The sequence below is a fragment of the Nocardia jejuensis NBRC 103114 genome, assembly GCF_001613145.1.
In the GTDB taxonomy this organism is placed as follows: Bacteria; Actinomycetota; Actinomycetes; order Mycobacteriales; family Mycobacteriaceae; genus Nocardia; species Nocardia jejuensis.
This window is the reverse complement of the sequence record NZ_BDBU01000003.1, coordinates 43,142-69,586: the sequence shown is the minus strand read 5'-3', so window position 1 is coordinate 69,586 and position 26,445 is coordinate 43,142. Positions and strand designations below refer to the sequence as shown.

The 26,445-nt window shown below is 68.0% G+C and carries 22 protein-coding genes and 3 tRNA genes; 15 read left to right on the top strand and 10 right to left on the bottom strand.

The features are described 5' to 3' along the window. The first annotated feature begins 28 nt into the window (after window positions 1–28). Entirely contained in the window at window positions 29–454 is a 426-nt protein-coding gene (locus tag NJ1_RS02950; protein ID WP_157573712.1) for a MerR family transcriptional regulator, read from the top strand. Between the two features lie 10 nt (window positions 455–464). On the opposite strand, the gene NJ1_RS02945 is transcribed toward NJ1_RS02950, so the two are convergent. The 4 genes from NJ1_RS02945 to NJ1_RS02930 form a co-directional block, all read right to left on the bottom strand. Next, window positions 465–541, bottom strand: a tRNA-Glu gene (locus NJ1_RS02945). Between the two features lie 11 nt (window positions 542–552). Further along, window positions 553–625, bottom strand: a tRNA-Val gene (locus NJ1_RS02940). Between the two features lies 1 nt (window position 626). Then, window positions 627–700 (bottom strand) — tRNA-OTHER (locus NJ1_RS02935). Between the two features lie 188 nt (window positions 701–888). Further along, a complete protein-coding gene (locus NJ1_RS02930; RefSeq protein WP_067687137.1) occupies window positions 889–2,220 on the bottom strand; it encodes a cytochrome P450 in 1,332 nt (443 codons plus the stop codon). Window positions 2,221–2,429: 209 nt separating this feature from the next. On the opposite strand from NJ1_RS02930, the gene NJ1_RS02925 reads away from it, so the two are divergent. The 11 genes from NJ1_RS02925 (at window position 2,430) to rox (ending at window position 14,878) form a co-directional block, all read left to right on the top strand. After that, window positions 2,430–3,566, top strand: a complete 1,137-nt coding sequence (locus NJ1_RS02925) for an epoxide hydrolase family protein (RefSeq protein ID WP_067687134.1) — start codon at window positions 2,430–2,432, stop codon at window positions 3,564–3,566. Window positions 3,567–3,870: 304 nt separating this feature from the next. Then, window positions 3,871–5,136 carry a KasA/KasB family beta-ketoacyl-ACP synthase gene (locus NJ1_RS02920; RefSeq protein ID WP_067687131.1) on the top strand — a complete coding sequence of 422 codons (1,266 nt, stop codon included), beginning with the start codon at window positions 3,871–3,873 and terminating at the stop codon, window positions 5,134–5,136. 58 nt (window positions 5,137–5,194) lie between these two features. Continuing rightward, complete coding sequence (locus NJ1_RS02915) at window positions 5,195–5,776, top strand: TetR/AcrR family transcriptional regulator (RefSeq protein ID WP_067687127.1); 582 nt, start codon at window positions 5,195–5,197, stop codon at window positions 5,774–5,776. Between the two features lie 113 nt (window positions 5,777–5,889). Beyond that, a complete protein-coding gene (locus tag NJ1_RS02910) occupies window positions 5,890–6,462 on the top strand; it encodes an HdeD family acid-resistance protein (RefSeq protein ID WP_067687124.1) in 573 nt (190 codons plus the stop codon). A 205-nt stretch (window positions 6,463–6,667) separates the two neighbouring features. Next, window positions 6,668–8,395, top strand: a complete 1,728-nt coding sequence (locus NJ1_RS02905; protein WP_067687121.1) for a penicillin-binding transpeptidase domain-containing protein — start codon at window positions 6,668–6,670, stop codon at window positions 8,393–8,395. Between the two features lie 144 nt (window positions 8,396–8,539). Beyond that, the gene (gene bla, locus NJ1_RS02900; RefSeq protein ID WP_067687347.1) at window positions 8,540–9,424 is read left to right on the top strand and encodes a class A beta-lactamase; all 885 of its coding nucleotides are present in this window, start codon (window positions 8,540–8,542) and stop codon (window positions 9,422–9,424) included. Window positions 9,425–9,806: 382 nt separating this feature from the next. Then, window positions 9,807–10,205 carry a TOBE domain-containing protein gene (locus NJ1_RS02895; RefSeq protein WP_067687345.1) on the top strand — a complete coding sequence of 133 codons (399 nt, stop codon included), beginning with the start codon at window positions 9,807–9,809 and terminating at the stop codon, window positions 10,203–10,205. Between the two features lie 11 nt (window positions 10,206–10,216). After that, on the top strand, window positions 10,217–10,996 hold the full coding sequence (modA, locus tag NJ1_RS02890) for a molybdate ABC transporter substrate-binding protein (RefSeq protein ID WP_067687118.1): 780 nt from the start codon (window positions 10,217–10,219) through the stop codon (window positions 10,994–10,996). A 263-nt stretch (window positions 10,997–11,259) separates the two neighbouring features. Continuing rightward, window positions 11,260–12,018 carry a molybdate ABC transporter permease subunit gene (gene modB, locus NJ1_RS02885; protein WP_067687343.1) on the top strand — a complete coding sequence of 253 codons (759 nt, stop codon included), beginning with the start codon at window positions 11,260–11,262 and terminating at the stop codon, window positions 12,016–12,018. Continuing rightward, window positions 12,015–13,064 carry an ABC transporter ATP-binding protein gene (locus NJ1_RS02880; RefSeq protein WP_067687115.1) on the top strand — a complete coding sequence of 350 codons (1,050 nt, stop codon included), beginning with the start codon at window positions 12,015–12,017 and terminating at the stop codon, window positions 13,062–13,064. The genes modB and NJ1_RS02880 overlap by 4 nt, the downstream gene beginning before the upstream one ends. A 386-nt stretch (window positions 13,065–13,450) precedes the next feature. Then, window positions 13,451–14,878 carry a rifampin monooxygenase gene (gene rox / locus NJ1_RS02875; protein WP_067687112.1) on the top strand — a complete coding sequence of 476 codons (1,428 nt, stop codon included), beginning with the start codon at window positions 13,451–13,453 and terminating at the stop codon, window positions 14,876–14,878. A 5-nt stretch (window positions 14,879–14,883) separates the two neighbouring features. Here rox and NJ1_RS02870 read toward each other — a convergent pair whose 3' ends face one another. Next, a complete protein-coding gene (locus NJ1_RS02870; protein WP_084477689.1) occupies window positions 14,884–16,041 on the bottom strand; it encodes a DUF5925 domain-containing protein in 1,158 nt (385 codons plus the stop codon). A gap of 1,070 nt (window positions 16,042–17,111) precedes the next feature. Continuing rightward, a complete protein-coding gene (locus tag NJ1_RS02860; RefSeq protein WP_084477688.1) occupies window positions 17,112–18,776 on the bottom strand; it encodes a PucR family transcriptional regulator in 1,665 nt (554 codons plus the stop codon). A gap of 158 nt (window positions 18,777–18,934) precedes the next feature. Here NJ1_RS02860 and pruA point away from each other — a divergent pair, with 158 nt between their 5' ends. The 3 genes from pruA to NJ1_RS02845 all read left to right on the top strand — a co-directional run bounded on the left by pruA (window position 18,935) and on the right by NJ1_RS02845 (window position 23,205). Further along, window positions 18,935–20,590 carry an L-glutamate gamma-semialdehyde dehydrogenase gene (gene pruA, locus NJ1_RS02855; protein WP_067687106.1) on the top strand — a complete coding sequence of 552 codons (1,656 nt, stop codon included), beginning with the start codon at window positions 18,935–18,937 and terminating at the stop codon, window positions 20,588–20,590. Continuing rightward, complete coding sequence (locus NJ1_RS02850; RefSeq protein WP_067687103.1) at window positions 20,590–21,549, top strand: proline dehydrogenase family protein; 960 nt, start codon at window positions 20,590–20,592, stop codon at window positions 21,547–21,549. The genes pruA and NJ1_RS02850 overlap by 1 nt, the downstream gene beginning before the upstream one ends. 222 nt (window positions 21,550–21,771) lie before the next feature. Then, entirely contained in the window at window positions 21,772–23,205 is a 1,434-nt protein-coding gene (locus NJ1_RS02845; RefSeq protein ID WP_067687100.1) for an amino acid permease, read from the top strand. Between the two features lie 91 nt (window positions 23,206–23,296). On the opposite strand, the gene NJ1_RS02840 is transcribed toward NJ1_RS02845, so the two are convergent. The 4 genes from NJ1_RS02840 to NJ1_RS02825 form a co-directional block, all read right to left on the bottom strand. Beyond that, complete coding sequence (locus tag NJ1_RS02840; protein WP_218025115.1) at window positions 23,297–24,169, bottom strand: EamA family transporter; 873 nt, start codon at window positions 24,167–24,169, stop codon at window positions 23,297–23,299. Window positions 24,170–24,394: 225 nt separating this feature from the next. Further along, the gene (locus tag NJ1_RS02835) at window positions 24,395–24,709 is read right to left on the bottom strand and encodes a DUF3349 domain-containing protein (protein WP_067687094.1); all 315 of its coding nucleotides are present in this window, start codon (window positions 24,707–24,709) and stop codon (window positions 24,395–24,397) included. Window positions 24,710–24,712: 3 nt separating this feature from the next. Further along, window positions 24,713–25,045: a hypothetical protein gene (locus NJ1_RS02830; protein ID WP_067687091.1), complete on the bottom strand. Its 333-nt coding sequence runs from the start codon at window positions 25,043–25,045 to the stop codon at window positions 24,713–24,715. Beyond that, on the bottom strand, window positions 25,045–26,247 hold the full coding sequence (locus NJ1_RS02825; RefSeq protein ID WP_067687088.1) for an inorganic phosphate transporter: 1,203 nt from the start codon (window positions 26,245–26,247) through the stop codon (window positions 25,045–25,047). Before NJ1_RS02825 ends, NJ1_RS02830 begins: the two co-directional genes overlap by 1 nt. Window positions 26,248–26,445 lie beyond the last annotated feature (198 nt).

The following is a 26,445-nucleotide window of genomic DNA, read 5'->3' as shown; positions in this document are numbered from 1 at the left end:
AGGTCGACATGAAGTAAAGAGGAGAATCGTGTCCACAGTTCAGGAGATGAAGATCGGTGACGCGGCGGCCGAGCTGGGCGTCGAAGCGCATGTGCTCAGGCACTGGGAATCGGTCGGCCTGCTGCACCCGCCGCGCAGCGCCTCCGGACATCGCAGCTACGACCAGCAGACCCTGCATCAGGCCCGCCTCATTCAGATCCTGCAGCGAACCGGCTTGTCCCTGAATCAGATTCGGCAACTGGGCGCGGGCGCGTGTGGCGAGCGACAGGAGCTCATCGACCGCAAGCGCGCCGACGTACGCGAGCAGATCGCGCTGCTGCGCGCGACGGACCGGTTTCTCGAGCACCTCATGGCCTGTATCCACCCGGTCATCGCCGAATGCCCGGAGTGTTCGGCATTCACGACCCGCTATCCGGCGCGAAGTTCGTGGGCGAACGCGATGTCGAAGCGGTAGGCGTGGGTAGTGGTGTCCTCGACGGGAATCGAACCCGCGTAGTCCTGGCTGAGAACCAGGGTGCCCGAACCAGCAGAGCACGAGGACAGAGGTGTGGGTACCCGTTGAGGGACTCGAACTCCCGGCTTCCTCTTTGTACGAGAGGCGCTCTTCCAGCCGAGCTGAACGGGCGTGACGCAGGTCGGAATCGAACCGACGTGGTCCTGAGTGAAAATCAGGGTGCCGCAACCATCAGAGCACTGCGCCGTGGGACGCCGCGCGGGGGTGGTCAGCGAGTGACTGCCGGGTCGCGCGGCGCGAGGGGTTCGAGCGGAGTGCGTTCCTTCGGCGGGCGAGGCGACACGGGGACGGCTACAGCGGAGTGAGTCATGGCCGGTCCCTTCGTCGTTGCGTAGAACGCTAGCAGCGGGCGTGAAGGGGAGCCACCGAATTACTCAGTGGGAGATGGTGGGGGTCAGCTGGATCGGTGCGCCGTGCGCGGGGACGCGGGTGATGTTTCGGGTGCGGGCGCGCTCGGTGGTCTTGCCCGCAGGGAGGGTGAGGGTGTGGCGGGTGAGCAGTTCGCGCAGGACCGCGGTGCCCTCCATGAGGGAGAACCCGGCGCCCAGGCAGCGGCGCACGCCACCGCCGAAGGGGAGCCACGTGTTGGGGCTGACGGAGCCGTCGAGGAAGCGGTCGGGACGGAATTCCGTCACGTCGGGATAGTTGCCGGGGTTGGCGTGCGCGAGCAGGATCGAGGTCGAGACGACGGTGCCGCGGGGCAGATCCAGGCCGCCGATCGTCATGTCGCGGGTCAGTTTTCGGCCCGTCGCGGCGATGACGGTGTGCAGGCGCATGGCCTCCTTCAGAACCGCCTCGAGGTACTTGTCGTCGCCGTCATGGGCGGCGCGGCGGGCCTCGTCCTGGATGGCGGGGTCGGCCGCCAGTTCATGACAGGCCCATGAGAGCGCCGACGCGGTGGTCTCGTGCCCGGCAAGCAGCAGGGTGATGAGTTGATCGCGCAGTTCCGCGTCCGACAGCGGTGTGTCGGAGGGGTTTTCGCCCGAGCCCACGGCGAGCAGACGGGACAGCACATCCGCGCGCTGGTCGAGATCGGGGTGTGCGCGGCGCGCGGCGATCTCGCTGTAGAGCAGTTCGTCGATCGCGTTCTGGTTGGCGCGGAAGCGTTTCCACGGTCCGTACTGCTCGAGGCGTGGATACTTCCAGCCGAAGAAGATGATCGGGTTCACGTTCACGATGCGCCGCAACCGGGGAGCCAGTTCACCGCGGCGCTGCTCGTCGGTGAGACCGAACACGACCTGCAGGATGATGTCCAGGGTCAGATCGTTCATGCGGTCCAGGGTGTTGACCGTCGCATCGCGGGACCAGCGTTCGATGTGGGTCTTGGCGATGGCCTCCACCAGCGTGCGATAGCCGCGCAGGGAAGAACCGGCGAAGGCGGGCATGAGCAGGCGGCGGGCGCGGGCGTGCTCGGCCTCGTCGGTGAGCAGTACCGAATGCTCGCCCATGATGTGCACCAGCAGCCGATTGCCTTCGCCCGCATGCAGATCGGCGGGGTCGGCGGCGAAGATCTCGCGAATGTGCTCGGGGCGGTTGAACACCACCAGGTTCTCCGCGTACGGAGCGACCAGATGCAGCGTGAACACATCGCCGTAGCGTCGCTGGGCCGCGGACAGCAGGGCCCCGCGCCATTTGGCGTACATGGCCGCTTGCAGTGCGCTGGGCAGCGGGGGACCGGGCGGGAATGTGGTGGTCACTGTGCGGATCCCTTCACGCGGGCCGCAGGCGTGCGGCAGCCGTAAGCACTGTCCAGCCTAGAGCGAGATCGTCCGCGCGCGGACGGCAAAAACGGTCACCCCCGGACCGCTGCGGCGCACCGACGGGCCGCGGTCCGAATCTGCTCGACGAGTTCCGTCTTCGGAATGCCCTTCGAACTAGGACAGAAGCCGACCTGAGCGGTTTCTACGGTGGAACCATGACGAGTTTCGACGAGTTCCGCATCGACATTCCGCAGTCCGACCTCGAGGATCTGAACAACCGCCTGGCCGCGACCCGCTGGCCGGAGGAACTTCCGGACGTGCGGTGGACCTATGGCATTCCGACCGGGTACGTCCGCGAACTGTGCGAGTACTGGCGCACCTCCTACGATTGGCGCGCGCACGAGGCTGCCCGCAACCGCTTTCCGCAGTTCGTCACCGAAATCGACGGGCAGCGGCTGCACTTCGTGCACGTGCGCTCACCGGAGCCGGACGCGGCGGCGCTGGTCCTGGTGCACGGCTGGCCGTTCGAGGACTTCACCGAGGTGATCGGCCCGCTCACCGATCCGCGCGCGCACGGCGGCGATCCGGGGGACGCGTTCCACCTGGTGATCCCGACGCTGCCCGGCTTCGGGTTCTCCGGACCCACCCATCGACCGGGGGATGCCTCGACCGAACGCAGTGCGGAGCTGATCGCGAAACTCATGGCGGCACTCGGCTATTCGCGCTACGGCGCACAGGGCGGGGATGCCGGATCGTTCGTCGCGCCGAATCTGGGCCGCATCGATGCCGAGCATGTGGTGGGCGTTCACCTCAACGACCCCATCACGATCCCGGCCTGGGATGATGACGGATCCGATTACGACACGGCGGACCAGGAGAAGCTGGCCGGCCTGCGGGACTGGAGCAGCCGGGACACCTCGGGGTACGCGGGGATCCACTCGACCCGCCCGCAAACCCTCGCTCCGGCGGTGTCCGATTCTCCGGCAGGGCTGCTGGCCTGGGTGCTGGACGTGGTCAACACCTACAAGGACCCCGCCCAGGACACCCCGGATGCGGCGATCGACCGCGACGCACTGCTGACCGAGCTGTCGGTGCTGTGGTTCACCAACACCATCGGATCCAGCATGCGGCTGTACAAGGAATCGCGGCAGTGGGGTGCGGATCTACCGAATTCGGGCGTGCCCACCGCCGTCGCGATCTGCCCGGGCAACAACACGATTCGGGGGATCGCCGAGAAGCAGAACACCGTGGTGCGCTGGTCGGAATTCGATCGGGGCGGGCATTTCATCGCCATGGAAACTCCCGACCTGCTCACCGCCGATCTTCGCGCGTTCTTCCGCACGCTGCGCTGATCGGTGGCGCGACTGCCCCCGAGGGTTCGATACCCGGGGGCTGCACGGTTGATCCGGAACTCGATGAACCCGTGCGATCGGCCGCCGAATTCGGGTCGAGTGCACGATGTCTGGGCAAACAAGGCAATCGGGGCGTGTGGGGTTGGTGGATTCCCACAGAACCGGGCCGATATCTCGGTGTCTGCTGTCATCCTCTGAGTGCGGGTGGCGTCGGTACGTTCGACGACGGGCCCGGATCGAAGGATGTCGCGCCGCACCCGGGTTCGCCGAACCGGGCGGCGAGGTACGAGGAGGATCACGCCGCGTGAGCGCTCGAGCTGTCACCAATCCGTTCGCCTCGGATGGGCGATTTCCCGGTGTGGTGGTCACCGCGCTCGCCGCGACCACCTCCCTCGCGGGCGATGTGGAAGCGACCTGGAAGGGATTGCTCGCCGGGGAGAGCGGAATCGGAGTGCTGCAGGACGATTTCGTCGACGAGTACGACCTGCCGGTGCGCATCGGCGGGCACCTGAAGGTATCGCCGGACACGATGCTGAGCCGGGTCGAGATTCGGCGGATGGCCTATATCGAGCGATTGGCGATCGTGCTCGGGCGTGAGGTGTGGCGCAACGCCGGTGCACCCGAGGTCGATCCCTACCGGCTCGGCGTGGCCATCGGTACCGGGATCGGCGGGGTGGACGCACTCGTCGACGCCAATGACAAGTTGCGCGGGGGCGGTTATCGCAAGGTGTCGCCGCTGACCGTGCAGATGATCATGCCGAACGGTCCGGCCGCGGTCGTCGGGCTCGAGCTGGGCGCGAAAGCCGGTGTGGTGACGCCGGTTTCGGCGTGCTCCTCGGGCGCGGAGGCGATCGCCACCGCCTGGCGGATGATCGTCATGGGCGATGCGGACATGGTCGTGGCCGGCGGGGTGGAGGGCGTCATCGACGCGGTGCCGATCGCCGCGTTCTCCATGATGCGCGCCATGTCCACCCGCAACGCGGATCCGGCAGCCGCCTCACGGCCGTTCGACCGTGATCGCGACGGCTTCGTCTTCGGAGAAGCGGGCGCGCTCATGGTGATCGAGACCGAACAGCACGCGGTGGCGCGCGGCGCGAGGATCCACGCGCGGATCATGGGCGCGGGCATCTCCTCGGACGGGTTCCATCTGGTCGCGCCGGATCCGGAGGGCACGGGCGTGGCGCGGGCCATGGGGCAGGCGATCCGGACCGCGGGACTCTCGCCGCGCGATATCGGCCACGTCAACGCGCACGCGACCGCCACGCCCATCGGCGACATCGCCGAGGCGAAGGCGATCCGTCAGGCCGGTGTCGGACATGCCTCGGTGTACGCGCCCAAATCCGCCCTCGGGCATTCGATCGGTGCGGTGGGCGCGCTCGAGTCGGTGCTGACGGTGCTCAGCATTCGCGACGGCGTCGTTCCGCCCACGCTGAATCTCGACAATCTGGATCCGGCGATCGAATTGGATGTCGTTTCCGGCGAGTCTCGACGCCAGAACATCGAGTTCGCGATCAACAACTGCTTTGCTTTCGGTGGGCACAATGTCGCACTCGCATTCGGTCGGTATTGACGTGTGAATGCGGCGAGTGGCAAGCCAGTCGGTACGAACAAGAGTTGGAGGAACTCTCATGCCCGCCGGACCGCGCGCCCGATTGATCAAGAACATCATCAGGACCGTGCAGGAGCACGGTGTCCACGCCACCGAACTCGGTGATCTGCTCGCGCGCAGCAATACCTCGAGTGACTCGCTGTATCGCCACTTCCCGCTCGGCAAGGGCGAATTGGTGGAGACCGCCGCCCGGTCCGTCTCGCGACTCGGGTACTCGCATGTGAGCAAGGCGGCGGACAGTCTGTCGAGCGTGACGTCGATCGAGGATTGGCTCGACGAGTTGTTCGGTTACTGGCGCCATCAGCTCGAGGCCAGCGACTATCGAGCGGGTTCGTTCATGATGGGTGCGGCCCTGGACGAGCTGGATCCGGAGGTGCAGTTCGCGGCCGGGCGGGCGTTCGCGGATTGGACCGCGCGACTGGCCGATGGTCTCATCGCCGTCGGGCTGGACCGGGCGACCGCGTGCTCGCTGGCGGGACTGCTGCTCTCGGCGACCGAAGGCGCGGTCGTGCAGAGCCGGGCGCTCAAGTCCAGCCATCCGTTCGACGACATTCGCACCCAGCTCGCGATCCTGCTGCGGTACCACCTCTCGACCCGCTGACCTGCTCGGCGGGACTTGCACGGGCGCGACACGAATCGGTGCACGATGTGCGGACTTGCCGAGGTCGCACCGATTCCGCCTGGATCTGGACGTACCGGTCATATCATTGAGCTATGCCCGTACACCGAGTCGAGGGGCGTACCGCGGTGTTTGCCGACTGGGCGTGGCAGGCACTGCTGGTCACCGGGATCTGTTCGGTACTGCTGGGAATCACCATGGCGGTATGGCCGGACAAGACGGTCACGGTGGCGGGAACACTGTGCGGGCTGGTGCTGTTGGCCACCGCCGGAGCCCAATTCGTCGTGGCATTCGGTGCACGGATCGCCACACCCCTGCGGGTAATGGAATTCGCGAGCGGTGCCGCCGCGGTGGTGCTGGCCCTGTGGTGCTTCAACAGCGGGCAGTGGGTGTTGTTGCTGGCCTTGTGGATCGGCATGGGCTGGATGACCCGCGGCGTCGTGCAGGCCATCGTCGGGGCGTGGTCGGAGGAATTCGACGGGGCCGGGCGCCAGGAAGTGGTGGGACTGGTCACCACGGCCGTCGGTCTCGTCGTCGCGGTCGGTCCTTTCGACTCGCTGACATCGCTGTCCGTCGGCGTCGGGTTGTTCGTGATCGCGCTGGGCGCGAGCGAGATCTTCACCGCCACCCGCATCGAGCGCAGCGCAGGCGCGGCCGTCGCGGCCTGAGGGATCGACGGGCGGTGGACGGACTGCTTCGAGTCTGTGTACCGCCCGCTCGGCGCCGCGTTCGGGGACCGTACGCTGCAACGATATTGTTCGGATTATCGGTTCCGACCCGTGTTGGTCTTGGACAGTCACACCGTGTTCGTGTTGCCATGCGTACATGGCAGAGTTCAGTAGGAGGGCACTCACGGGTGCCTGCGCGGCGGCGATGCTCATTACTGCGACCGCGTGCTCGGGGGCGAACGAATCCGGGCTCTCGAAGACGGTGAACGAATTCGCCGATGCGCTGAACCGTGACGACGTCGCCGCGGCCGCGGCCGTGACCTCCGATCCGGCCAAGGCGGGTGCGGTGCTGGGCACGCTCTACGACGGACTCGGCAAAGACGTGAAGTTCGAGGTCGGCAAGGTCGAGAAGACCGACGACGGCGGCACTTTCACCCTCAACGCGACGTGGAAGCTCGGCGCGGACGGCAAGAACCAGTGGACGTACTCGACCACCGGCAAGGCCGACAGCAGCGGCGACGACTGGAAGGTGACCTGGGATCCGGCGTCGATCGCGCCGGGGCTGGACATCGGGCCGCTGTCCTACAGCGCGGTCTATCCCGATCCCGCCCGGGTGCTCGACCGTTCCGGGGGCGAGTTGCTGGCCCAGCAGGTGGTGACCCTGGTGAACGTCGCGCCGGGCGCGGATCCCGCTGCCGTGGCGGCGGCGCTGCGGCCGGTGGCCGCGGACGTCACCGCCGAGACCCTGCAGGCGGAACTGGCAGCGGCACAGGGCAAGCCGGTCACCGCGGTCACCCTGCGCGCCGCGGATCTCGCCACCGTGCAGCCGGCCCTCGCCGCGCTGCAGAACGTCACGCTCGCGCCGCAGACCCGTCTGCTGGCCAGCGAGAAGGATCTCGCCTCGCCGACCTTCTCCGGGCTCGGCGACCTGTGGCAGCAGCGCGCCGACAAGGCCGCCGGGTGGGCCGTGCGCGCGCAGGGCGGCGACGGAACCCAGCGGGTCGCCGGGCCGGACGCGCAGCCGGTCACCGACATCAAGACCACTCTCGATATCGCGCTGCAGCGGGCTGCGGAGGCGGCGCTCGCACCGATCAGCACCCCGGCGGCCATCATCGCGCTGCAGCCCTCGACCGGGCAGGTGCTGGCCATGGCGCAGAACGCGGCGGGGGACGCGCAGGGCCCGATCGGTCTGACCGGGCTGTATCCGCCCGGATCGACGTTCAAGACGGTCACCGTGTCCGCCGCGCTGCAGTCGGGTGCGGTCACGCCCGATACGGTGCTGCCCTGCCCGGGTGAGGAGAACATCGAAGGCCGGCAGATCCCCAACGAGAACAAGTTCGATCTCGGCCAGGTGCCGTTGCACACCGCGTTCGCCAAGTCCTGCAATACGACCATGGGACGGCTCGCGGTCCAGCTCGCACCGGATGCACTCACCGACGCGGCGGCACAATTGGGGCTCGGAATCGACTATGTGACACCCGGTTTGACCACCGTGACCGGCAAGGTGCCCACCGCCGACACTCCGGCGCTGCGCGTCGAGGAGGGTATCGGGCAGGGGACCGTGACCGCGACGCCGTTCGGCATGGCGCTGGTGGCCGCGGCCCTCGCGCACGGCTCGCCCGTGCCGCCGATGCTGGTGCAGGGGCAGGCGGGCAAGCCCGACAAGCAGCCCGCCGCGCTGCCGCCGGCCATCGACGAGCAGGTGAAAACCATGATGCGCGAGACGATCACGGGCGGCACCGCCACCGCGCTGAACGATATTCCGGGAATGCTCGGTAAGACCGGCACCGCGGAATACATCGACGACAAGCACGCCCACGGCTGGTTCGTCGGCATCGACGGCGATCTCGCGTTCGCCGTATTCGTCAGCGACGCGGGCAGTTCCGGTCCGGCGGTGGACGCCGCGGGCCGTATGCTGCGCGCCCAGCGCTGAATTCTCCTGGGTTGCGTGCTCGGCGCTGAATTATTCTCGGCGCCGAGCAACCCGGGCACAGACCACATTTCACCGAGTATTCACCGCACAATCGAAGGGTTTATTTTGTCGTACCTGAAATACCGCGCCCTCGTATCTCTGCTGATGGTCGCGCCACTGGTCGGCGCGTGCGATTCCGGATCGAAAGACGATGCCGCTCCCGGTGTTTCGTCGTCGTCGGGTTCCGCGACACAGAGCGTCTCCGCCGAGGCGCGATTGCGGCAGCTCGAACAGGAACACGACGCTCGCCTCGGGGTATTCGCGGTCGATACCGGCACCGGCAAGACGCTCGCCTATCGCGGCGACGAACGGGTCGGCATCGGCTCGACTTTCAAGGGTGTCGCCTGCGCGGCTCTGCTTCGCGAACATCCGCTCAGCACCGGCTATTTCGATCAGGTCGTCCATTTCACCAAGGCCGATCTGGTGGCGAATTCGCCGATCTCGGAAACTCGGGTCGACGCCGGAATGAACGTGCTCGAACTCTGCAATGCGGCGATCACGGTCAGCGACAACACCGCGGGCAATCAGTTGCTGAAGCTCCTCGGTGGCCCGGAGGCGCTCACGGCGTTCTTCCGCTCGATCGGGGATCAGGTGAGCAGGCTCGATCGCTGGGAACCGGACCTGAACGCCAACGTTCCCGGGGACGAGCGCGACACCACCACCGCGGCCGCCCTGGCCGCCGACTACCGCGCGTTCGTGGTCGGCGATCTGCTCGCGGCCCCGGAAAAGGGGCAGATCACGTCCTGGCTGCTGGCCAATACCACCGGAGGAGCGCGCATTCGCGCCGGACTGCCCGCGGACTGGAAGACCGCGGACAAGACCGGCACCGGCGACTACGGAGTCGCCAACGACATCGCGATCACCTGGCCCGCCGACGGTGCGGCGCCGGTCGTGATCGGGGTGTTGAGCACCAAGTCCACCAAGGACGCGCAAGCCGACAACCCGTTGGTCGCGGCAGCGGCCAAGGTAGCGGTCGACGCGGTTCACTGACAGGCACATCGGCTCAGGGGCGTCGGGAACCAGGTTCCCGACGCCCCTCAGCCGATGTTCATCACTCTTCGGTAGCGCACAGCCTTCGGTAGCGCACAGCGACTCTCCGGCGACGCACAGTTCGCCGCAGTTACGGGTGAGAATCCGATGACATCCCCGCAACTGCGGAGAAAATTCCACGACATACCCGACTGTGAGGATCTACGCGGCGGTCATCGAGGTTTCGAGCGGAAGGCGGTGTCGTGTGGGATCGGTCGCGGCACCGGTCCGCGCTGTATCCGGGAGGCGGTGGAGGTTCGTCCACATCGGCGACGATTCCGATCCGGCGTCTTCGGAGACTTCGTGGCTTGCGAACCGCATACAGGGCAATATGCTCCTGGATGTGACGAATTTGCGGATCAGCGAAGTGGCCGCGCTGATGGGAGTCAGCGACGACACCGTGCGGCGGTGGATCGATCAGGGACGCCTCACGGCGGTCCAGCTCGAGAACGGTCGCAAGGGGGTCAGCGGTCGCGAGGTGGCCGAATTCCTGCGCGCCAATGCCGAGGCGCCGGAGACGGGTGTGATCGTGGCCGCCTCGGCGCGCAATCGGATGCGCGGAATCGTCACGCGGATCGTCAAGGACACCGTGATGGCGCAGGTGGAGATGCAGGCCGGACCGTTCCGGCTGGTGTCGCTACTGAGCCGGGAATCGGTCGACGAGCTCGGACTCGAGGTCGGCAGTGTCGCCGTCGCGTCCGTCAAGTCCACGCATGTGGTGGTCGAGGTACCGGAAAGTTGATGAGGATGAGAATGATTCGCGCACTGAGTGTGGCCGCGGCCGCGCTCGTGGCAGTGTCCGTCGCGGGCTGTGGCTCCGCCGACGACAAGTCCGCTCCCGCGGCGGGCGACGGCCTTTCCGGCACGGTGACGGTGTTCGCCGCCGCCTCGCTGACCGAGACGTTCACCGAGCTCGGTCATCAGTTCGAGGCCGCGCATCCCGGGGTGAAGGTGGTGTACAGCTTCGGCGCGAGTTCGGCACTGGCAGAACAGATCAAGCAGGGCGCGCCCGCCGACGTGTTCGCCTCCGCGGCCCCTAAGAACATGCAGCAGGTGGTGGACGCGGGTGAGGTGACCGGCAGCCCGGCCACTTTCGCGCACAACCGCCTCGAAATCGCGGTGCCCAAAGGGAATCCGGGGCACATCACCGGTCTGGTGGACTTCGGCAAGCCCGAGCCCAAGATCGCGCTGTGTGCCGAGCAGGTCCCGTGCGGTGCGGCGGCCAAGACGGTCTTCGAGGTCGCCGGGATCAACCCGCAGCCCGACACTCGCGAGCAGGATGTCAAGGCCGTGCTGACCAAGGTGACGCTCGGCGAGGTCGATGCCGCGCTGGTCTACAAGACCGATGTGAACGCCGCGGGCGACAAGGTGCAGGGCATCGAATTCCCCGAGGCCGACAAGGCGATCAACGACTACCCGATCGCGCCGCTGGCCAAGGCTCCCAATGCCGCCGCCGCGACCGCGTTCGTGGACTTCGTGAAGTCCGAGCCGGCGCAGAAGGTGCTCGTACAGGCGGGATTCGACAAAGCGTGACCGACGAACCGCGCGGGGAATCAGGCGTGTCCGGAGTTCCTCACGGGGCCGGGCACGGGCGGGATTCCGCGCGCGGTGCGGAGGTTCCGGATCGAGTCTCCGCATCGATCGAAACCTCGGACGGCGGGCTCGACCCGAGGGTGGCCGGCGAGCGGACGCTCTCGCACGCATCGGGCCGGTCCGGGCCGCGGTTCGGCTCGTCACCCGGGCGTGGAACCGCGGCCAGACGTCGAGCGGTGCGTGGCAGGCGGCCGCTGATTCTGATGATTCCGGCCGTGCTCGGACTGCTGTTCCTGCTCGGGCCGCTCCTCGGCCTGCTGACCCGCGCACCGTGGGAGACGCTGCCGGACCGGCTCTTCAGCGCCGAAGTCGGTCAGGCACTGCGGCTTTCGCTGCTCTGTGCCACTTCGGCCACGGTGATCTGCCTGGTGCTGGGGATTCCGCTGGCCTGGCTGCTGGCGCGCGCCGAGGTGCCGGGGCGCGGGCTGGTGCGCGCGCTGGTGACCGTGCCGCTGGTGCTGCCGCCCGTGGTGGGCGGTGTCGCGCTGCTGCTGGTGCTCGGGCGGCGCGGACTCCTCGGGCGGCATCTGTACGAATGGTTCGGGGTATCACTGCCTTTCACCACGGCGGGCGTCGTCGTCGCGGAGGCGTTCGTGGCCATGCCTTTCCTGGTGATCTCGGTCGAGGGGGCACTGCGGGCAGCGGATCCTCGCTTCGAGGAGGCGGCGGCGACGCTGGGTGCCTCGCGCTGGTACACCTTCCGCCGGGTCACACTGCCCTCGGTGCTGCCGGGCGTGGTGGCCGGATCGGTGCTGTGCTGGGCGCGAGCGCTCGGGGAGTTCGGCGCCACGATCACCTTCGCGGGCAATTTTCCGGGTAAGACGACGACCATGCCGCTGGCGGTCTATCTCGCGCTGGAAACCGATCCCGATGCCGCGATAGTGCTGAGCCTGGTGCTGCTGCTGGTGTCGGTGGTGGTGCTGGTCGCGTTGCGGGAGCGCTGGATTCGAGGCGTGGCATGACGCTGCACGCGCACTTGCGGGTCACCCGTGCGCGTTTCGCGCTGGATCTGAACTTCACCGCCGCGCCGGGGGAGGTGATCGCGCTGCTGGGACCCAACGGCGCGGGCAAGACCACCGCGCTGCGGGCGCTGGCGGGTCTGACTCCCCTCACCGACGGGGTCCTGCGCGTGGGGGAGAGCCTGTGGGACGCACCGCCTTCGGTGTTCGTGCCACCCGAACATCGCTCCGCCGGAGTGGTGTTCCAGGAGTATCTGCTCTTCGCGCATCTGTCCGCGCTCGACAATGTCGCCTTCGGGCTTCGATCGCGTGGAATGCGTCGCGGTCCGGCTCGTGACCGTGCCGCGGCCTGGCTCGAGCGGGTCGGACTGTCCGATCACGCGCACGCGCGGCCACGGCAGTTGTCCGGGGGCCAGGCGCAGCGGGTGGCGCTCGCGCGCGCCCTCGCGACCGATCCGCAGCTGCTGTTGCTGGACGAACCACTCGCCGCGCTGGATGCCGGCACGCGGTTGCAGGTCCGCGCGGACCTGGCCCGGCATCTGCGCGATTACACCGGGCACACCGTCCTGGTCACTCACGATCCTCTCGACGCGATGGTGCTGGCCGACCGGTTGATCATTCTCGAGGACGGCGTCGTCGTCCAGGAGGGTCCGCCCGCGGAGATCGCGCGCCGCCCGCGCTCGGACTACGTCGCGCACCTGGTGGGCCTCAACCTGTATCGAGGCGTCGCCTCGGGCACTCGGGTGACGCTGGCGGACGGAGGCACGCTCACGGTGCCCGAACCCGCGACCGGCGAGGTCTACACCGCCTTTCCGCCCACCGCAGTCGGTCTGCACCGCGACCGCCCCGACGGCAGTGCCCGCAATGCGTGGCCGGTGACCGTGACCGGACTCGAGCAATACGCCAACACCACCCGCGTCCGGCTCGAGGGTGCGCCGTCGGTGTCGGCCGATATCACCACCGCCGCGGTCGCCGACCTGCGTATCCAGCCCGGTGCTCAACTCTGGGCCGCGGTCAAGGCCACCGAAATCCACACGTACCCCGCGTAATTCGGCGGCGCCGGACGATGCGTCGTGCGGCGGGGCCTCACGGCACGGGTTGAACAAAGCGATTCTTCGCGCTCGGTGGCGCACGTGTTCCGACGGATCGAGCGCTGGGACAGCTCGCGGGCTGTCGCAACTCGGGTCCCGGCACGGTGACTGCCCTGACACAGCAATGCCCTGACACAAAGGGCCCTGACACAGCAATGGGAAGAGGCGAATTCGTCTCTTCCCACTTCAACATATATCGCACACGGGGTCTTGCCGCAAGGCCCCGTCGGTGGTGCACAATCTCCTGCCGAACCCACAACCTGCATGTTTTCGGGTTCGCGACGTGTCGTCGCGGATGGGCGCAGGGGTTCGATCGAAAAGCAACTTCGTCGAAGAGGGGTTTCATGATCGACGTGATCATCGCCGGATGTGGACCGACCGGATTGATGCTGGCCTCGGAATTGCGACTGCAGGGACTACGCCCGGTCGTGCTGGAACAGGATGCCGAGCCGACCAGGATCGTGCGTGCGATGGGTATGCACGCGCGCAGTGTCGAGATCTTGGAACAGCGTGGGCTGCTGGACCGTTTTCTCGCATTGGGCACGCCGTTTCCACTGGGCGGATTCTTCGCCGGAATCCGCAAACCGCAGCCCGAGCGGCTCGACACCAGCCATCCCTACGTGCTGAGCCTGCCGCAGACCATCACCGTGCGGCTGCTGACCGAGCACGTCACCGATGCCGGGGTGCAGATCCGGCGCGGCGCCGAGGTGCGCGGGGTCGAGCAGGACGAGGAGGGGGTGAGCGTCGAGCTCGCCGACGGCACCCGGTTGCGCTCGCGCTATCTCGTGGGCGCGGACGGCGGGCGCAGCACCGTGCGCAAAATGCTGGGCATCGCCTTCCCCGGCGATCCGACCACCGTCGACACGCTGCTGGGAGAGGTGGAACTGACCGAGGACCACGACACGGTGATCGAGATCGTGAACGAGGTTCGCAAGACCCAATTGCGTTTCGGCGCAATGCGTCTGGATGACGGCGTGTACCGGGTCGTGGCGCCCGCGGACGGGGTGGCGCGGGATCGCACCGTCGCGCCGACGCTCGAGGAATTGTCCCGGCAGATGCGCGCGACCGCGGGCACCGATTTCGGTATGCACTCACCGCGCTGGCTGTCGCGGTTCGGCGACGCCACCCGGCAGGCCGAGCACTATCGGGTCGGCCGCGTGTTCCTGGCCGGGGACGCGGCGCACATTCATCCGCCGATGGGTGGGCAGGGCCTGAATCTCGGGGTGCAGGACGCGTTCAACCTGGGCTGGAAACTCGCCGCCACCGTCAACGGCTGGGCACCGGAGGGGCTGCTGGATACCTATGAGGCCGAACGACATCCGGTGGCCGCGGCGGTGCTGGACAACACCCGCGCGCAGATGCAGCTGATGAGCCTGGATCCCGGGGCGCAGGCGGTCCGCCGGCTCGTGGCACGGCTGATGGATTTCGACGAGGTGAGCCGATTCCTGACCGAGGACCTCACCGCGATCAGCGTGCGCTACGACTTCGGCGAGGGGCCCGAACTGCTGGGCCGGCGACTGCGGGATATCGCACTGAAGCAGGGACGGCTCTACGGCCTGATGCACCGGGGCCGCGGACTGCTGCTCGATCAGACCGGCCGGCTCGCGGTGACCGGCTGGGCGGACCGAGTCGATCACGTCGTGGATGTCAGCGAGGAACTCCACGTGCCCGCGGTGCTGCTGCGGCCCGACGGGCACGTGGCCTGGATCGGTGAGGATCAGCGGGAGCTGACCGCTCGGCTGACGACGTGGTTCGGCGCCGCCGTCGGCTGAGCGACTCAGAGGTAACCGGCGTCGGCGAAGGAGGGCGCCGGAGCGGCCTGGATGCGCGCGTGATCGTCGCGGGCCTCGATGAGTTCCGCGAGGGTCATGCCGTCCTGGCCGATGGACGGCTTCGCGCGTTCGCCGAGTTCGCGATCCAGCCAGATCTCCGATTCCGCGGGCGAGAGGCGGCCCACCTCCAACTGCGCGAGGCAGCGTCCCGGCCGGACCACGGCCGGATGCAGACGCGAGAGATGCTCGTTGGTGGTGATCGCGACCAGAACGTCGCGGCCCTGGCCGAGCATGCCGTCGGTGAGGTTGAGCAGGCGTGAGAGGCCCTGTCCGGTGGACTCTTTCGCGGAACCGCGAATGAGCTCGTCGCAGTCCTCGAGCACCAGCAGGCGCCAGCGGCGCTTGGACTCGTCGTAGGTGTCCACGCCGATCGCCACCTCCATGAGGTAGCCGGGGTTGGAGAACAGCACCTCGGGGTCCAGTACGCAATCGACCTGACACCAGTGCGCCCACTCGCGGGCCAGGGCGCGCAGGGCGGAGGTCTTGCCGGTCCCGGGCGGGCCGTGCAGCAGGAGCAGGCGACCGCTGACGTCCTCGGCGCGCACGGCCATCAGCCGGCGCATGGCATCACCCACGTCGGTGGCGTAGTTGCCCTGCACCTGCGCCCAGGTGTCGGCGGTGATGGTGCGCTCCTTGCGGATCGGGCCCTGCGCACCGGCGTGCCAGAAGCCCATCGACACCTGGCTCTCGTCGGTTTCGGGTTCCACGGTGGCGTCGGCGGTGCACGCGTCCAGGACCTCGCGGGCCAGTTCCTCGCTGGTCGCCGAGACGTTCAGCATGGCCGTGCCGTTGGTGCGGCGCACCACGCGCAGGGTCCAGCCCTCACCCTCGGAAAGGATGGCGCGCACGCCGTTGTCGTCACTGGTGCGCACTACCCGGGCGTCCGGAGTGCTCAGTGGCGCATCGGGTTTCACATGGTCGAGTTCCGATGCCAGCGCGTGCGGCTGCTCCCCGTTGAAGTAGGGGGCGAGCGCGAGCGCGTCGATGATGTCGCGGGGCGAGTCGGAGTCGTCGAGGTTCATCACCCACGAGAGCGCCGCCGGTGGGGCCGAAGGCTCCTCGCGGCCGACCAGCTCGAGGCGTTTCTGGGGAGTCGAAGTCACCCGACGATGATCCGGGCATACCGGTCGAGGGTCCACTTCTTTTCGGCGAACCGCGCCGATGCGTTTCGGCGAACCGCGCCGACGTGCAGATATACACAGCCGGTGCGATTCCGCATATATGTTCTCCGGGTACTCCCGGGCCCGGGAGCCGATCAACGAGGAAGCAGGGTGCGATGCACTGGGATCAGATGTCCGCGACACCTGACGACCTACGCAAGCGTGCGACGCGGCTGGGCCGCGGTGTCGGTCAGCTCGGCATACTCGAGTCGATCATCGACGCCGCGCACGGTCCGTGGCTGGGCGCGATGGACGCGGACGGGCACGGCACCGCCGAGCTGCGCATGCATCTGGCCGGGCGCTACCGCGTCACCGCGCTGGTGACGAGCGCGGGCAAGCTCAACCTGGTCCAGATGCACGTGCCCGGCTCGCGGCGGCGCGGTGAGCGGGTGCTGGCCACCAAGGCGGCGGCCCGGCGCGGCTGGGACAAGGAGAAGATGCCCAAGCAGCCCGACTGGCTCGAATACGTGGTGAGCTGGGTCGAGAACGCGAGCGCTCACGTGGATCGCCGCGCGGTCATCAACTACCGGCTGCAAGGCGCCGACGGTGATCTGGCCGCCATGAACGACACCATCGAGGGCCTGCGGGCCAGCCTCTCCGAGCGTGAACTCGCGCGAGACGAGCTGGCCGCCGAAATCGCTTCTCTGCGTGCCGAACTCGATACCCTCGCCGAATCCGGCGCACCGGATTCCGACGAGGAGGATGACGAGGATCACGAGGACGAGGACGATCTCGCCTCGGCCGAAGCGCTCGATGCGGATCTCGAGCCGCGGGACTCGGACGACTCCTTCGCCGCTTCCGGCACCGCCGTCGAATACGCGGCTCCCGGCGAGTTCCTCGAACGCGGGAAGCCCGGCGAGTCGGAGAATGTCGCCGAGACCGGTCCTCCCAGCGAGGCCGACACGACCGCCGAGCCGAAACACGAAGGCGCCGAAGTGAATCGGGTGTCCGATCGCGGCGACTCGGCCTTCGGCTCAGACGTCCCCGGGGCCGATGCGACTACCGTATCTTCGTCAGTCGAGGGGCCCGCTGTCGGCGTCGCCGCGGCGGTGGAGAGCGAGTTGGAGTTCGAGCAGGAGGCGGTCGGCGGCATCGGTCAGGTCGATTCCGGTGATGTCCTCGGCACGGCGGATGCGGTAGCGCAGGGTGTTGGGGTGGATGCGCAGGGACTCGGCGGCGGCGCGGACGTCACCGTGCCCGCGCAGGTAGGCCTCGAGGCTGGCGCGCAGGGTGGCGGAATGGTCCCGGTCGTAGGCGATCAGGGCGTCGAGCCGGGGATCGTGCAGTTCGGGGCGATCGGCGAGCAGGTCGAGGATTTCACCGAGCAGCACGGCCGTGCGTGAGTCGGCGAGTGTCGTGACCCGATCGCGCGGGTAGGCGGCGGTGCTGTCCAGAACCCGGTCCACTTCGATGCGCGCCCGGGCCACCTGGGTGAGGTCGGGGACCGGGATCGCGACGGCCGCACGCAGTCGCAGGGCCCCGCTCGCATCGAGCTGATCGACCAACTGGCGAGTCCAGGTGGTGACCGCCCGGGCCGAGTGGTAGCGGGGGAGCAGCACGTACACCCGCTCCCCGATGACGGTGGCCAGGGAGTCGCGGCGGAACGCGCTCGCATGCAATCGCACCGTGCTGCCGAGCTTCGAATGTTCGTGGCCGCCGGTCGAATCGGTGCTCGATGCGAAACCGATCACGGCGGCTGGGCCGGTGATCGCGATACCGAGTGCGCTCGCCACCGACGGCACGTCGACTCCGCCGCCGCGCGCGCCGAACAGTCGCTGGATCGCCACGGCCTCGGCGGAGGGCGCGTCGATGCCACGGGAGATGATCCGCCCGGCGATGGCCGCGGCGCCCCGAAGCACCTCCGCCGCAGCGGATTCGAACGGCCGCTGACCCTCTTGAAGCCAGATCGAGCCGAGCACGGTCGAACCGGGGACGCCCGCGTCGCCCGGTCGCCGAATGCTCACCACCAGACGGTGTTCGATGTCGAGGTCCGCGTGGGCGGGCAGGTCGATGACCTCGTCGCTGCGGCGCAGACGGTCGAACACGCCCCACTGCTCGAGCACACGCAGGTACTCGCGCGGACCCTCACGCCCCAGGATGGATTGGATGCGCAGGCGGTCGGCCGCGTCGTTGGAGGCGGAGTAGGCGAGCACACGCGAATGCGCGTCCTCGATGCTCACCATGCCGCCGGCGTTCTGCGCGATGATCCTGGCCAGTCCGAACAGGTCGGTATCGGTGGTCAGCAGGTCGCGATCCTCGCCGTCTCGTGCCCGCCGGGTGCGATCGAGCATGCGCCGGATCAACGGATACACGTGATCCCAGCGCGCCTGCGGATGCACCGCGACGAGAGCGACGCCGGCGCTGTGCGCGGCCTGCCGCAGCAGCGGCGAGTCGTGGACGCTCTTGGACAGCACCACGCGCGGCCGATGATCGGCTGGGCGCTGGGTCACCTCGTGCAGCCAGTGCACCGCGTCCGCTTCGGCGATACCGACATGCAGGTACATATCCGGCAGGGGTGAGCGCGAGTCCGACTCCAGCACCAGTTCCGAGGCGTCCACGAGCGCCACCGAGCGAATCGGCACCTCGTCCCCGCCCGGCGCGTCGATGAGTTCGACCAGCGTGCCGCCGAGCGCCGCGAGCAGCTCACGCAGTGCGATTCCCGAATCCTCAGCGGCCATGACGTGCCTCCGCTTTCGATCCGGGCTGCCGACTTCAGCCGAACGTACAACAGGCTCACCGGATCTTTGGCCGATCGGCTCAATATCCGCGCGCCGTCTCGGAGTTGACTCGGGGGCACTCGGCATGTGACCCGACCCACAGTCCGCAGGAGGACGCATTGGACGCCATCACCACACCGCCTCCACCGGTGAACGAACCGGTGGGGACCTTCGCTCCCGGCAGTCCCGAACGGGCCAGGCTGCGCGCGAAACTGGCAGAACTCGCCGCGACGCCGATCGAGATCCAGCACGTGATCGGCGGAGGGCATCGGCGCGGCGCGGGGCCCATCATCGAAGTGGTCCAGCCGCATCGGCACACAGCCGTGCTCGGCACCCTGACCTGCGCCGAACCGCAGGATGTCCGGGACGCGATCGAAGCGGCCGCGACCGCCGCACCGCTGTGGCGGGCCATGGCGTTCGAGGATCGCGCGGCCATCTTCCTGCGCGCGGCGGAGCTGCTGTCCGGTCCGTGGCGCGAAACCATCGCCGCCGCAACCATGCTCGGACAGTCCAAGACCGCGTATCAGGCCGAGATCGACGCACCGTGCGAGCTGGTCGACTTCTGGCGCTTCAATGTGCGATTCGCTCGCGACATCCTCACCGAGCAGCCGATCTCCACCGCCGGAGTCTGGAATCGAGTGGAGTACCGCCCGCTCGAGGGTTTCGTCTACGCGATCACGCCGTTCAATTTCACCGCCATCGCGGGCAACCTGCCGACCGCACCCGCGCTGATGGGCAATACGGTGCTGTGGAAGCCCTCGCCCACCCAGGCACTGGCCGCGTACTGGACCATGCGTCTGCTCGAGGCCGCCGGGTTGCCGCCCGGGGTGATCAATCTCGTGCATGGTCACGGGCCGGAGATCTCCGGGGTGGCGCTGGCGGACCGTCGTCTGGCCGGTATCCATTTCACCGGTTCCACCAAGACTTTTCAGGACCTGTGGCGGTCGGTCGCGGCGAACATCTCCGAGTACGACACCTATCCGCGCCTGGTCGGGGAGACCGGCGGTAAGGACTTCGTGCTCGCGCACAGCTCGGCGGATCCGGATGTGCTGACCACGGCCCTGATTCGCGGAGCCTTCGACTATCAGGGCCAGAAATGTTCGGCGGCCTCGCGCGCGTTCGTCCCGAAGTCGGTGTGGCGGCGCATGTCCGGTGATTTCACCGACAAGGTGTCGGCGCTGACCTACGGCGATGTCGGCGACTTCACCAATTTCGGTGGGGCGCTGATCGATCGGCGCGCGTTCGATCGCAATGCCGAGGCCCTGGCCCGCGCCAAGGCCACGCCGAGCCTGACCGTGCTGACCGGTGGACGCGCTGACGACCGCGTCGGATATTTCGTCGATCCGACGGTGCTGCTCGGCGACGATCCCGCAGACGAGGCGTTCCGCACCGAGTATTTCGGGCCGATCCTGGCCGTGCACGTGTACGACGACGATGCTCCCGGCGGCTTCGACACGGCCCTGGATCTGGTGGATCGGGGCTCGGCATACGCGCTCACGGGCGCGGTGATCGCGGAGGACCGCGCCGCGGTCACCCACGCGACCGAGCGACTTCGCTTCGCGGCGGGCAACTTCTACATCAACGACAAGCCGACCGGTGCGGTCGTGGGCCAGCAGCCCTTCGGTGGCTCGCGGGCCTCGGGCACCAACGACAAGGCCGGGTCGGCCCAGAACCTGCTGCGCTGGAGTTCGGCCCGCACCATCAAGGAGACCTTCGTGCCACCGACCGAACACCTGTATCCCCATCAGGCCGTGGACGATTCGGAGGCACGCTGATGTTCGATGCCCTGCTGCGCCCGGCGCTGCTGTCCGCGTCCCGCTCGTCGCGAGTGGAGCGGACCGTCACCGCACTGTCCTCGACCCGGAAGCTGGTGGATCGTTTCGTCGCCGGTGAATCCGAACCGCACGCCGCCGCCGCGACCCGATCGCTGCTGGATTCGGGCCGGCTCGTCACCATCGACCATCTCGGTGAGGACACCACGGATCTGATCCGGGCCCGCACAAACGTGGATCACTATCTGGAACTGCTGCGCACCCTGCGAGAGATGCGCGAGTCCACGGGAATCGTTCGGCCGCTGGAGGTTTCGCTCAAACTCTCGGCGCTGGGTCAGTCGCTGCCCGGGGACGGCCACGCCGCCGCCCTCGAGCACGCGCATCTGATCTGCTCCGCGGCCGCGACGGCGGGGGTGTGGGTGACGGTGGACGCGGAGGATCACACCACGACCGATTCCACCCTCGCGATCGTGCGCGAGCTGCGGGCCGACTTCCCGTGGCTGGGCACCGTATTGCAGGCCTATCTGCGTCGCACCGAGTCCGACTGCCGGGAGTTCTCGGGAGTCGGATCGCGAATCCGGTTGTGCAAGGGCGCGTATCGAGAACCCGCGTCGGTCGCGTTCCAGGCTCGCGCCGAGGTGGATCGGTCCTATCTGCGCTGCCTCGACATCCTGATGCACGGGCAGGGTTATCCGATGGTCGCGACTCACGATCCGGCCCTGATCGAGGCCGCCGGGCACAGCGCGCGAGCCGCCGAACGCCGGGCCGGGGAATTCGAGTTCCAGATGCTCTACGGCATTCGCGACGAGGAACAGCGGCGGCTCGTCACCGACGGGCAGCAGCTGCGCGTCTACGTCCCGTACGGCGATCAGTGGTACGGGTACTTCATGCGGCGACTGGCCGAACGCCCGGCCAACCTCGCCTTCTTCCTGCGTTCCCTGCGCCCGGCCAACCGCCGATAGTCCGTGATCGCGCTTGCCGTGATCGTGCTGTGTCGTGAGGGGCGGAGCACGGCCCGGTGTGCCGGGCGCACGACGGCTTCAGCCGGTCGGACAAGGTTTGTGAACTTTATTTAACTAATCGTCCGATCACAGCATGACCCGTGGTCGGATTAGCTGATCGAGCTCGAGTGTGACCTGCGTTACTGCGACGAGGCGGGCACGCAGAGGACGAAAGGATGCCGCATGTCGTTCGCGGAACTCCGCGGCCAGATCCTGCGCCGCAAACCCCTGACCGATCTGGAGGAGGACACCCCCGCCGATCAGCGGCTGTCCAAACACCTCGGTCTGTGGCAGCTCACCGCGATCGGCGTGGGCGGCATCATCGGTGCGGGCATCTTCTCGCTGGCCGGATCGGTCGCGAACAAGACCACCGGCCCCGCGGTGCTGATCTCCTTCCTGATCGCGGGTCTGGCCAGTGCCTGCGCGGCGCTGTGCTACGCCGAATTCGCCGGCATGGTGCCCAAGGCCGGCTCGGCCTACACCTACGGGTACGTGTCCATGGGTGAGCTGGCCGGATGGTTCATCGGCTGGGATCTGCTGCTCGAGTACATCGCGGTGGCGGCGGTGGTCGCCATCGGCGTCTCGGGCTACTTCAACTTCCTGCTCGATCAGATCGGGCTCACACTGCCGCACTGGATGCTGGGCGCCTCGGGCACCGGCGACGGGCACAAGGTCGATCTGTTCGCGATGCTGTTCTGCCTGGGCACCGCGTGGGTGCTCTCGCGCGGCATCAAGAGCGTGGGCCGCTTCGAAACGGTGTTCGTGGCCGTCAAGGTCGCGGTGGTGCTGCTGATCATCGGGCTGGGCGTGTTCCACATCAACAGCGCCAACTACAACCCGTACTTCCCGCACGGCACCGCCGCGGTGTGGACCGGTGCGGCGACGGTGTTCTTCGCGGTCTTCGGCTACGACGCCATGAGCACCGCCGCCGAGGAATCGGTCGAGGCGAAAAAGCATCTGCCCAAGGCGATTCTGTACTCGCTCGGTATCTCCATGGTGCTGTACGTGCTCGCGACGCTGGTGCTGACCGGCATGCAGAAGTACACCGAGATCAATCCGGCCAGCGGCTTCTCGAGCGCGTTCAAGTCGGTCGGGCTGCCGGGCGTCGCGAACATCATCGCGGTCGGTGCGATCATCGGCATCGCGACCGTGGTGCTGGCGTTCATGCTGGCGGTGACCCGCGTCTGGTACGCCATGAGCCGCGACGGGCTGCTGCCGCGGTGGTTCGCCAAGACTCATCCGGTGCGCAAGGTGCCGACCCGGGTGACCTGGATCGTCGGCATCGGCGCGGCGATCCTCGCGGGCCTGCTGCCGATCAATACCGTTGCGGAACTGACCAATATCGGCATCCTGATGGCCTTCATCGTGGTCAGCGTCGCGGTGATCGTGCTGCGCTACAAGCGTCCCGAGGAACCGCGTGAGTTCCGGCTGCCGCTGATGCCGGTGGTGCCGATCGTGGGCATCGGCTTCTCGGTGTACCTGATCTGGTCGCTGCCGTGGGAGACCTGGCTGCGCTTCGCGGTCTGGCTGGTGGTCGGCCTGGTCGTCTACTTCGGTTACTCGCGCACCCACTCCGCGCTCGAAGCCACCGCGGCGGCCGCGCCCGAACAGGGCTGAGCCGCACCGGACTCCGGGGAGCGGTCCCGACGCCACCCTCCCCGGACCGGCTGGTGGGCGCGCGCCTGCGCCGCGCTCACCAGCCGCTGCGTCAACTCTGGGCGGGCCGGGTGAGCAGGATCAGCGCCACCGCGAGCACCGCCGCGCCGCACCAGGAGATCAGCGGCAGGCGCTCACCCACGATGAGCACGCCCAGCACCGCCGCCACCGCCGCTTCGGCGATGGTCAGGGTGGTGGCCACGGCAATGGTGGTGTGGCGCAGGCCGTATCCGAACAGCAGGTAGGCCACGAAGGTGGTGAAGACCGCCAGGTGCAGCGCGACCGCCGCACCGCGCGGCGTCGCCAGCCATCCGAGTCCGGAACACAGCAGCACCGGCAGTACCAGCAGCGACGCCGCGCCGAACATGGCGCCCATGACCGTTCCGGAGGCGTGACCACGGGCGATCAGTCTGCCGCCGACGAGCGAGTACACCGCATAGCTCAGACCCGCGCATCCCGCCAGGGCGATGCCCGCCGGGTCGATGTGTGCGGACGCGCCGCTGAACTGTGGCCCGAGAACCAGTACGGCACAGCCGCTCACGGCCAGGACGGTCGCCACGCCCCAGCGTGCGGTCGGGCGGCCCTGCCCGGTGATCCAGGTCAGCAGACCCGCGAACACCGGCGCACTGCCCAGGGCGATCACCGTGGCGATCGCGACGCCTCCGCGCGCCACCGCCGGATAGAACGTGAGCGGGTATCCCGCCACCGCGCACGTGCCCAGCAGGAGGAGGCAGCGCTCGAAGGCGCTGTAGCGCAGTCGATTACCGCGAGCGGTCAGCAACAGCAGCGGTCCGCCGAGGACCAGCCCCGCCGAACCGACGGCCGCCGCGGGTGCGCCCTCGGGCGCGAACGAGGCGGCGGTGCCCGTGCTGCCCCACAGCAGGGCGGCGGTCAGGATGAGAATCGGCCCCTGCCGGGTGCTCACGGGTGAGACTGTGTGAATGATGGTGCTTTTCGGCACTGTCGAATACTCCGTCGTCGAATTCCGAGATGGGGGGAATCGAAACGGGCGCAGTACGACGACCGGACCGACCTCGACGGTCGGCCGGTGCGCGTGCGGAATGTCAGCCGATGCGCCCGGTCAGACGACCGGGGGCGGCGTGACGCAATGCCAGAAAGTACCCACGTGAGCAGGGTATCGGATGGGTGGTCAGAGATCCTCGGCCGCGGGGTCGCCGAGTGGCCAGCCGCCCGCGGCGAGCCGGGCTGCGACGCGATTCACGTCATCGGCGCCCGGTTTCTGCAGCGCCAGCTTGGAGATGGCCGTCTCTATCTCCTGGCGATCGATCCAGCCGTCGGTATTGCTCGCCACGAGTTCCTCGATGATCTCCCCGACCTCGTGCTCGGTGAGTTTGCGATGCAGCACCGCGAACAATGCCACGTAATCCTCGGACGGGATGCCGCGCGGATAGCCCGCTCGCAGCCAATCCAGGACGGCGCGCATGATGGACCGGTTCGTCGTCATGACTCACTTCTTCTTCGGCTTGGCGCCGAACAGCTGGATATCGACGGTGTGCGAGATGAAATCCTTGGCGATGTAGAGGATTCCGAGCAGGACGACCACGAGTACCACCGCGAAGCAGAGGTAGGCGATCAGCTGCGACACCGTGACGCGGCCGCGCACGGCGGTCCCGCCGGCTCCGCTGCCCGCTACGGTCTCGGGGTCCCCGGCTACGGTCTCGGGTTCCATTGCCCAGAAACGGATTCCGAGGCCGAACACGACCGGCACCCCGGCACCCAGGACGAGGGCGTAGAGCATGACCTCGCCGAGGGATCTCGCGATGGCTGCGACGGTGTGCATCAGGCTCCTCCGGTGGGCGCACCGGCGGTGGGCCGGGTCGGTGCGGCGGCAGCGGGTCCGCTCTCGTCCCAGTCGGCGTTCACGTTCGAGGTGTCGACGGGGTTGCGGCGCGAACGCAGGTACATGTAGGCGGACAGGGCGATCAGGATGGCGAAGTCGATCAGGACGCCGAGCAGGCCGCCGGCCGTATCGGCGATCCACCAGCACAGCGCGCCCACGACGGCGGCCGCGGGCAGGGTGAACAGCCACGCCGTGGCCATGCGCCCCATGACCGCCCAGCGAACCTCCGCCCCCGGCTTGCCGAGTCCGGTGCCCAGGATCGAGCCCGTCGCGGTCTGGGTGGTCGAGAGCGGCAGGCCGAACTGCGCCGAGGTGAGAATGATTGCCGCCGAGGAGGTCTCGGCCGCGAACCCCTGGGCCGGGTCGATCTCCACCAGTCCCTTGCCGAGGGTGCGAATGATCCGCCACCCGCCCAGGTAGGTGCCCGCCGCGATCGCCACCGCGCAGCAGACCTTGACCCAGAACGGAATATCGTCGGCGTTGGTGAAGGTGCCGTGCGCGACCAGCGCCATGAAGATGACGCCCATCGTCTTCTGGGCATCGTTGGTGCCGTGTGCGAGCGAGACCAGCGACGCCGAACCGATCTGGCCCCATCGGAATCCGGTCTGCACGCGGTCCGGGCGAGAACGCCGGGTCAGCCGATACACCGCGAAGGTGCCGAGGGCCGCGACCATGGCCGCGACGAACGGGGCCAGCAGCGCCGGGACGATGATCTTGTTGATCACGCCGGTCTTCTGATCACCGGTCCACAGCACGCCGCTGGTGCCCAGCGCGGCCAGGGCCGCACCGATCAGGCCGCCGAACAGCGCGTGCGAGGAGCTCGACGGAATACCGAAGAGCCAGGTGAACAGATTCCAGACGATGCCGCCCACCAGACCCGCGAACACGATGTGCAGCAGATCCATGTGATGGACGTTGCCGATCTGCAGCAGCCCGCCCGAGACGGTCTTGGCCACCTCGACCGACAGGAACGCGCCGACCAGATTCAATGCCGCCGATACCGCGACGGCTACCCGAGGAGACAGCGCGCCGGTGGCGATGGAGGTCGCCATCGCGTTCGCGGTGTCATGAAAACCATTGGTGAAGTCGAACGCCAACGCTGTGGCGATGACTATCAAGAGAACGATGAACTCCGAGCTCACCCATTCAGTGTGGGGTCGAGCGCGTTTGCTCGCAGTGGCGGCGCGGGGGTGTTCACGGGAAGTTCAGTCGCACGATTCCGCTTCGCAATCGACTCGAACAGGGCTGTTGGTCACAGTAATTCGACGGTCGCGTGCTGATCGCAGCGGGAATATGAGCAATAGGGTGGCCGCCGGGAATCGAGTCGGCAGTGGGTGCAG

Excerpts from the sequence above, each read along its gene's own strand:
- NJ1_RS02925 (WP_067687134.1), top strand. The coding sequence starts at position 2,430 with ATGACGAGTTTCGACGAGTTCCGCATCGACATTCCGCAGTCCGACCTC.
- NJ1_RS02915 (WP_067687127.1), top strand. The coding sequence starts at position 5,195 with ATGCCCGCCGGACCGCGCGCCCGATTGATCAAGAACATCATCAGGACC.
- NJ1_RS02910 (WP_067687124.1), top strand. The coding sequence starts at position 5,890 with ATGCCCGTACACCGAGTCGAGGGGCGTACCGCGGTGTTTGCCGACTGG.
- NJ1_RS02905 (WP_067687121.1), top strand. The coding sequence starts at position 6,668 with ATGCTCATTACTGCGACCGCGTGCTCGGGGGCGAACGAATCCGGGCTC.
- bla (WP_067687347.1), top strand. The coding sequence starts at position 8,540 with ATGGTCGCGCCACTGGTCGGCGCGTGCGATTCCGGATCGAAAGACGAT.
- modA (WP_067687118.1), top strand. The coding sequence starts at position 10,217 with ATGATTCGCGCACTGAGTGTGGCCGCGGCCGCGCTCGTGGCAGTGTCC.
- modB (WP_067687343.1), top strand. The coding sequence starts at position 11,260 with ATGATTCCGGCCGTGCTCGGACTGCTGTTCCTGCTCGGGCCGCTCCTC.
- NJ1_RS02880 (WP_067687115.1), top strand. The coding sequence starts at position 12,015 with ATGACGCTGCACGCGCACTTGCGGGTCACCCGTGCGCGTTTCGCGCTG.
- rox (WP_067687112.1), top strand. The coding sequence starts at position 13,451 with ATGATCGACGTGATCATCGCCGGATGTGGACCGACCGGATTGATGCTG.
- NJ1_RS02860 (WP_084477688.1), bottom strand. The coding sequence starts at position 18,776 with ATGGCCGCTGAGGATTCGGGAATCGCACTGCGTGAGCTGCTCGCGGCG.
- NJ1_RS02850 (WP_067687103.1), top strand. The coding sequence starts at position 20,590 with ATGTTCGATGCCCTGCTGCGCCCGGCGCTGCTGTCCGCGTCCCGCTCG.
- NJ1_RS02845 (WP_067687100.1), top strand. The coding sequence starts at position 21,772 with ATGTCGTTCGCGGAACTCCGCGGCCAGATCCTGCGCCGCAAACCCCTG.
- NJ1_RS02835 (WP_067687094.1), bottom strand. The coding sequence starts at position 24,709 with ATGACGACGAACCGGTCCATCATGCGCGCCGTCCTGGATTGGCTGCGA.
- NJ1_RS02830 (WP_067687091.1), bottom strand. The coding sequence starts at position 25,045 with ATGCACACCGTCGCAGCCATCGCGAGATCCCTCGGCGAGGTCATGCTC.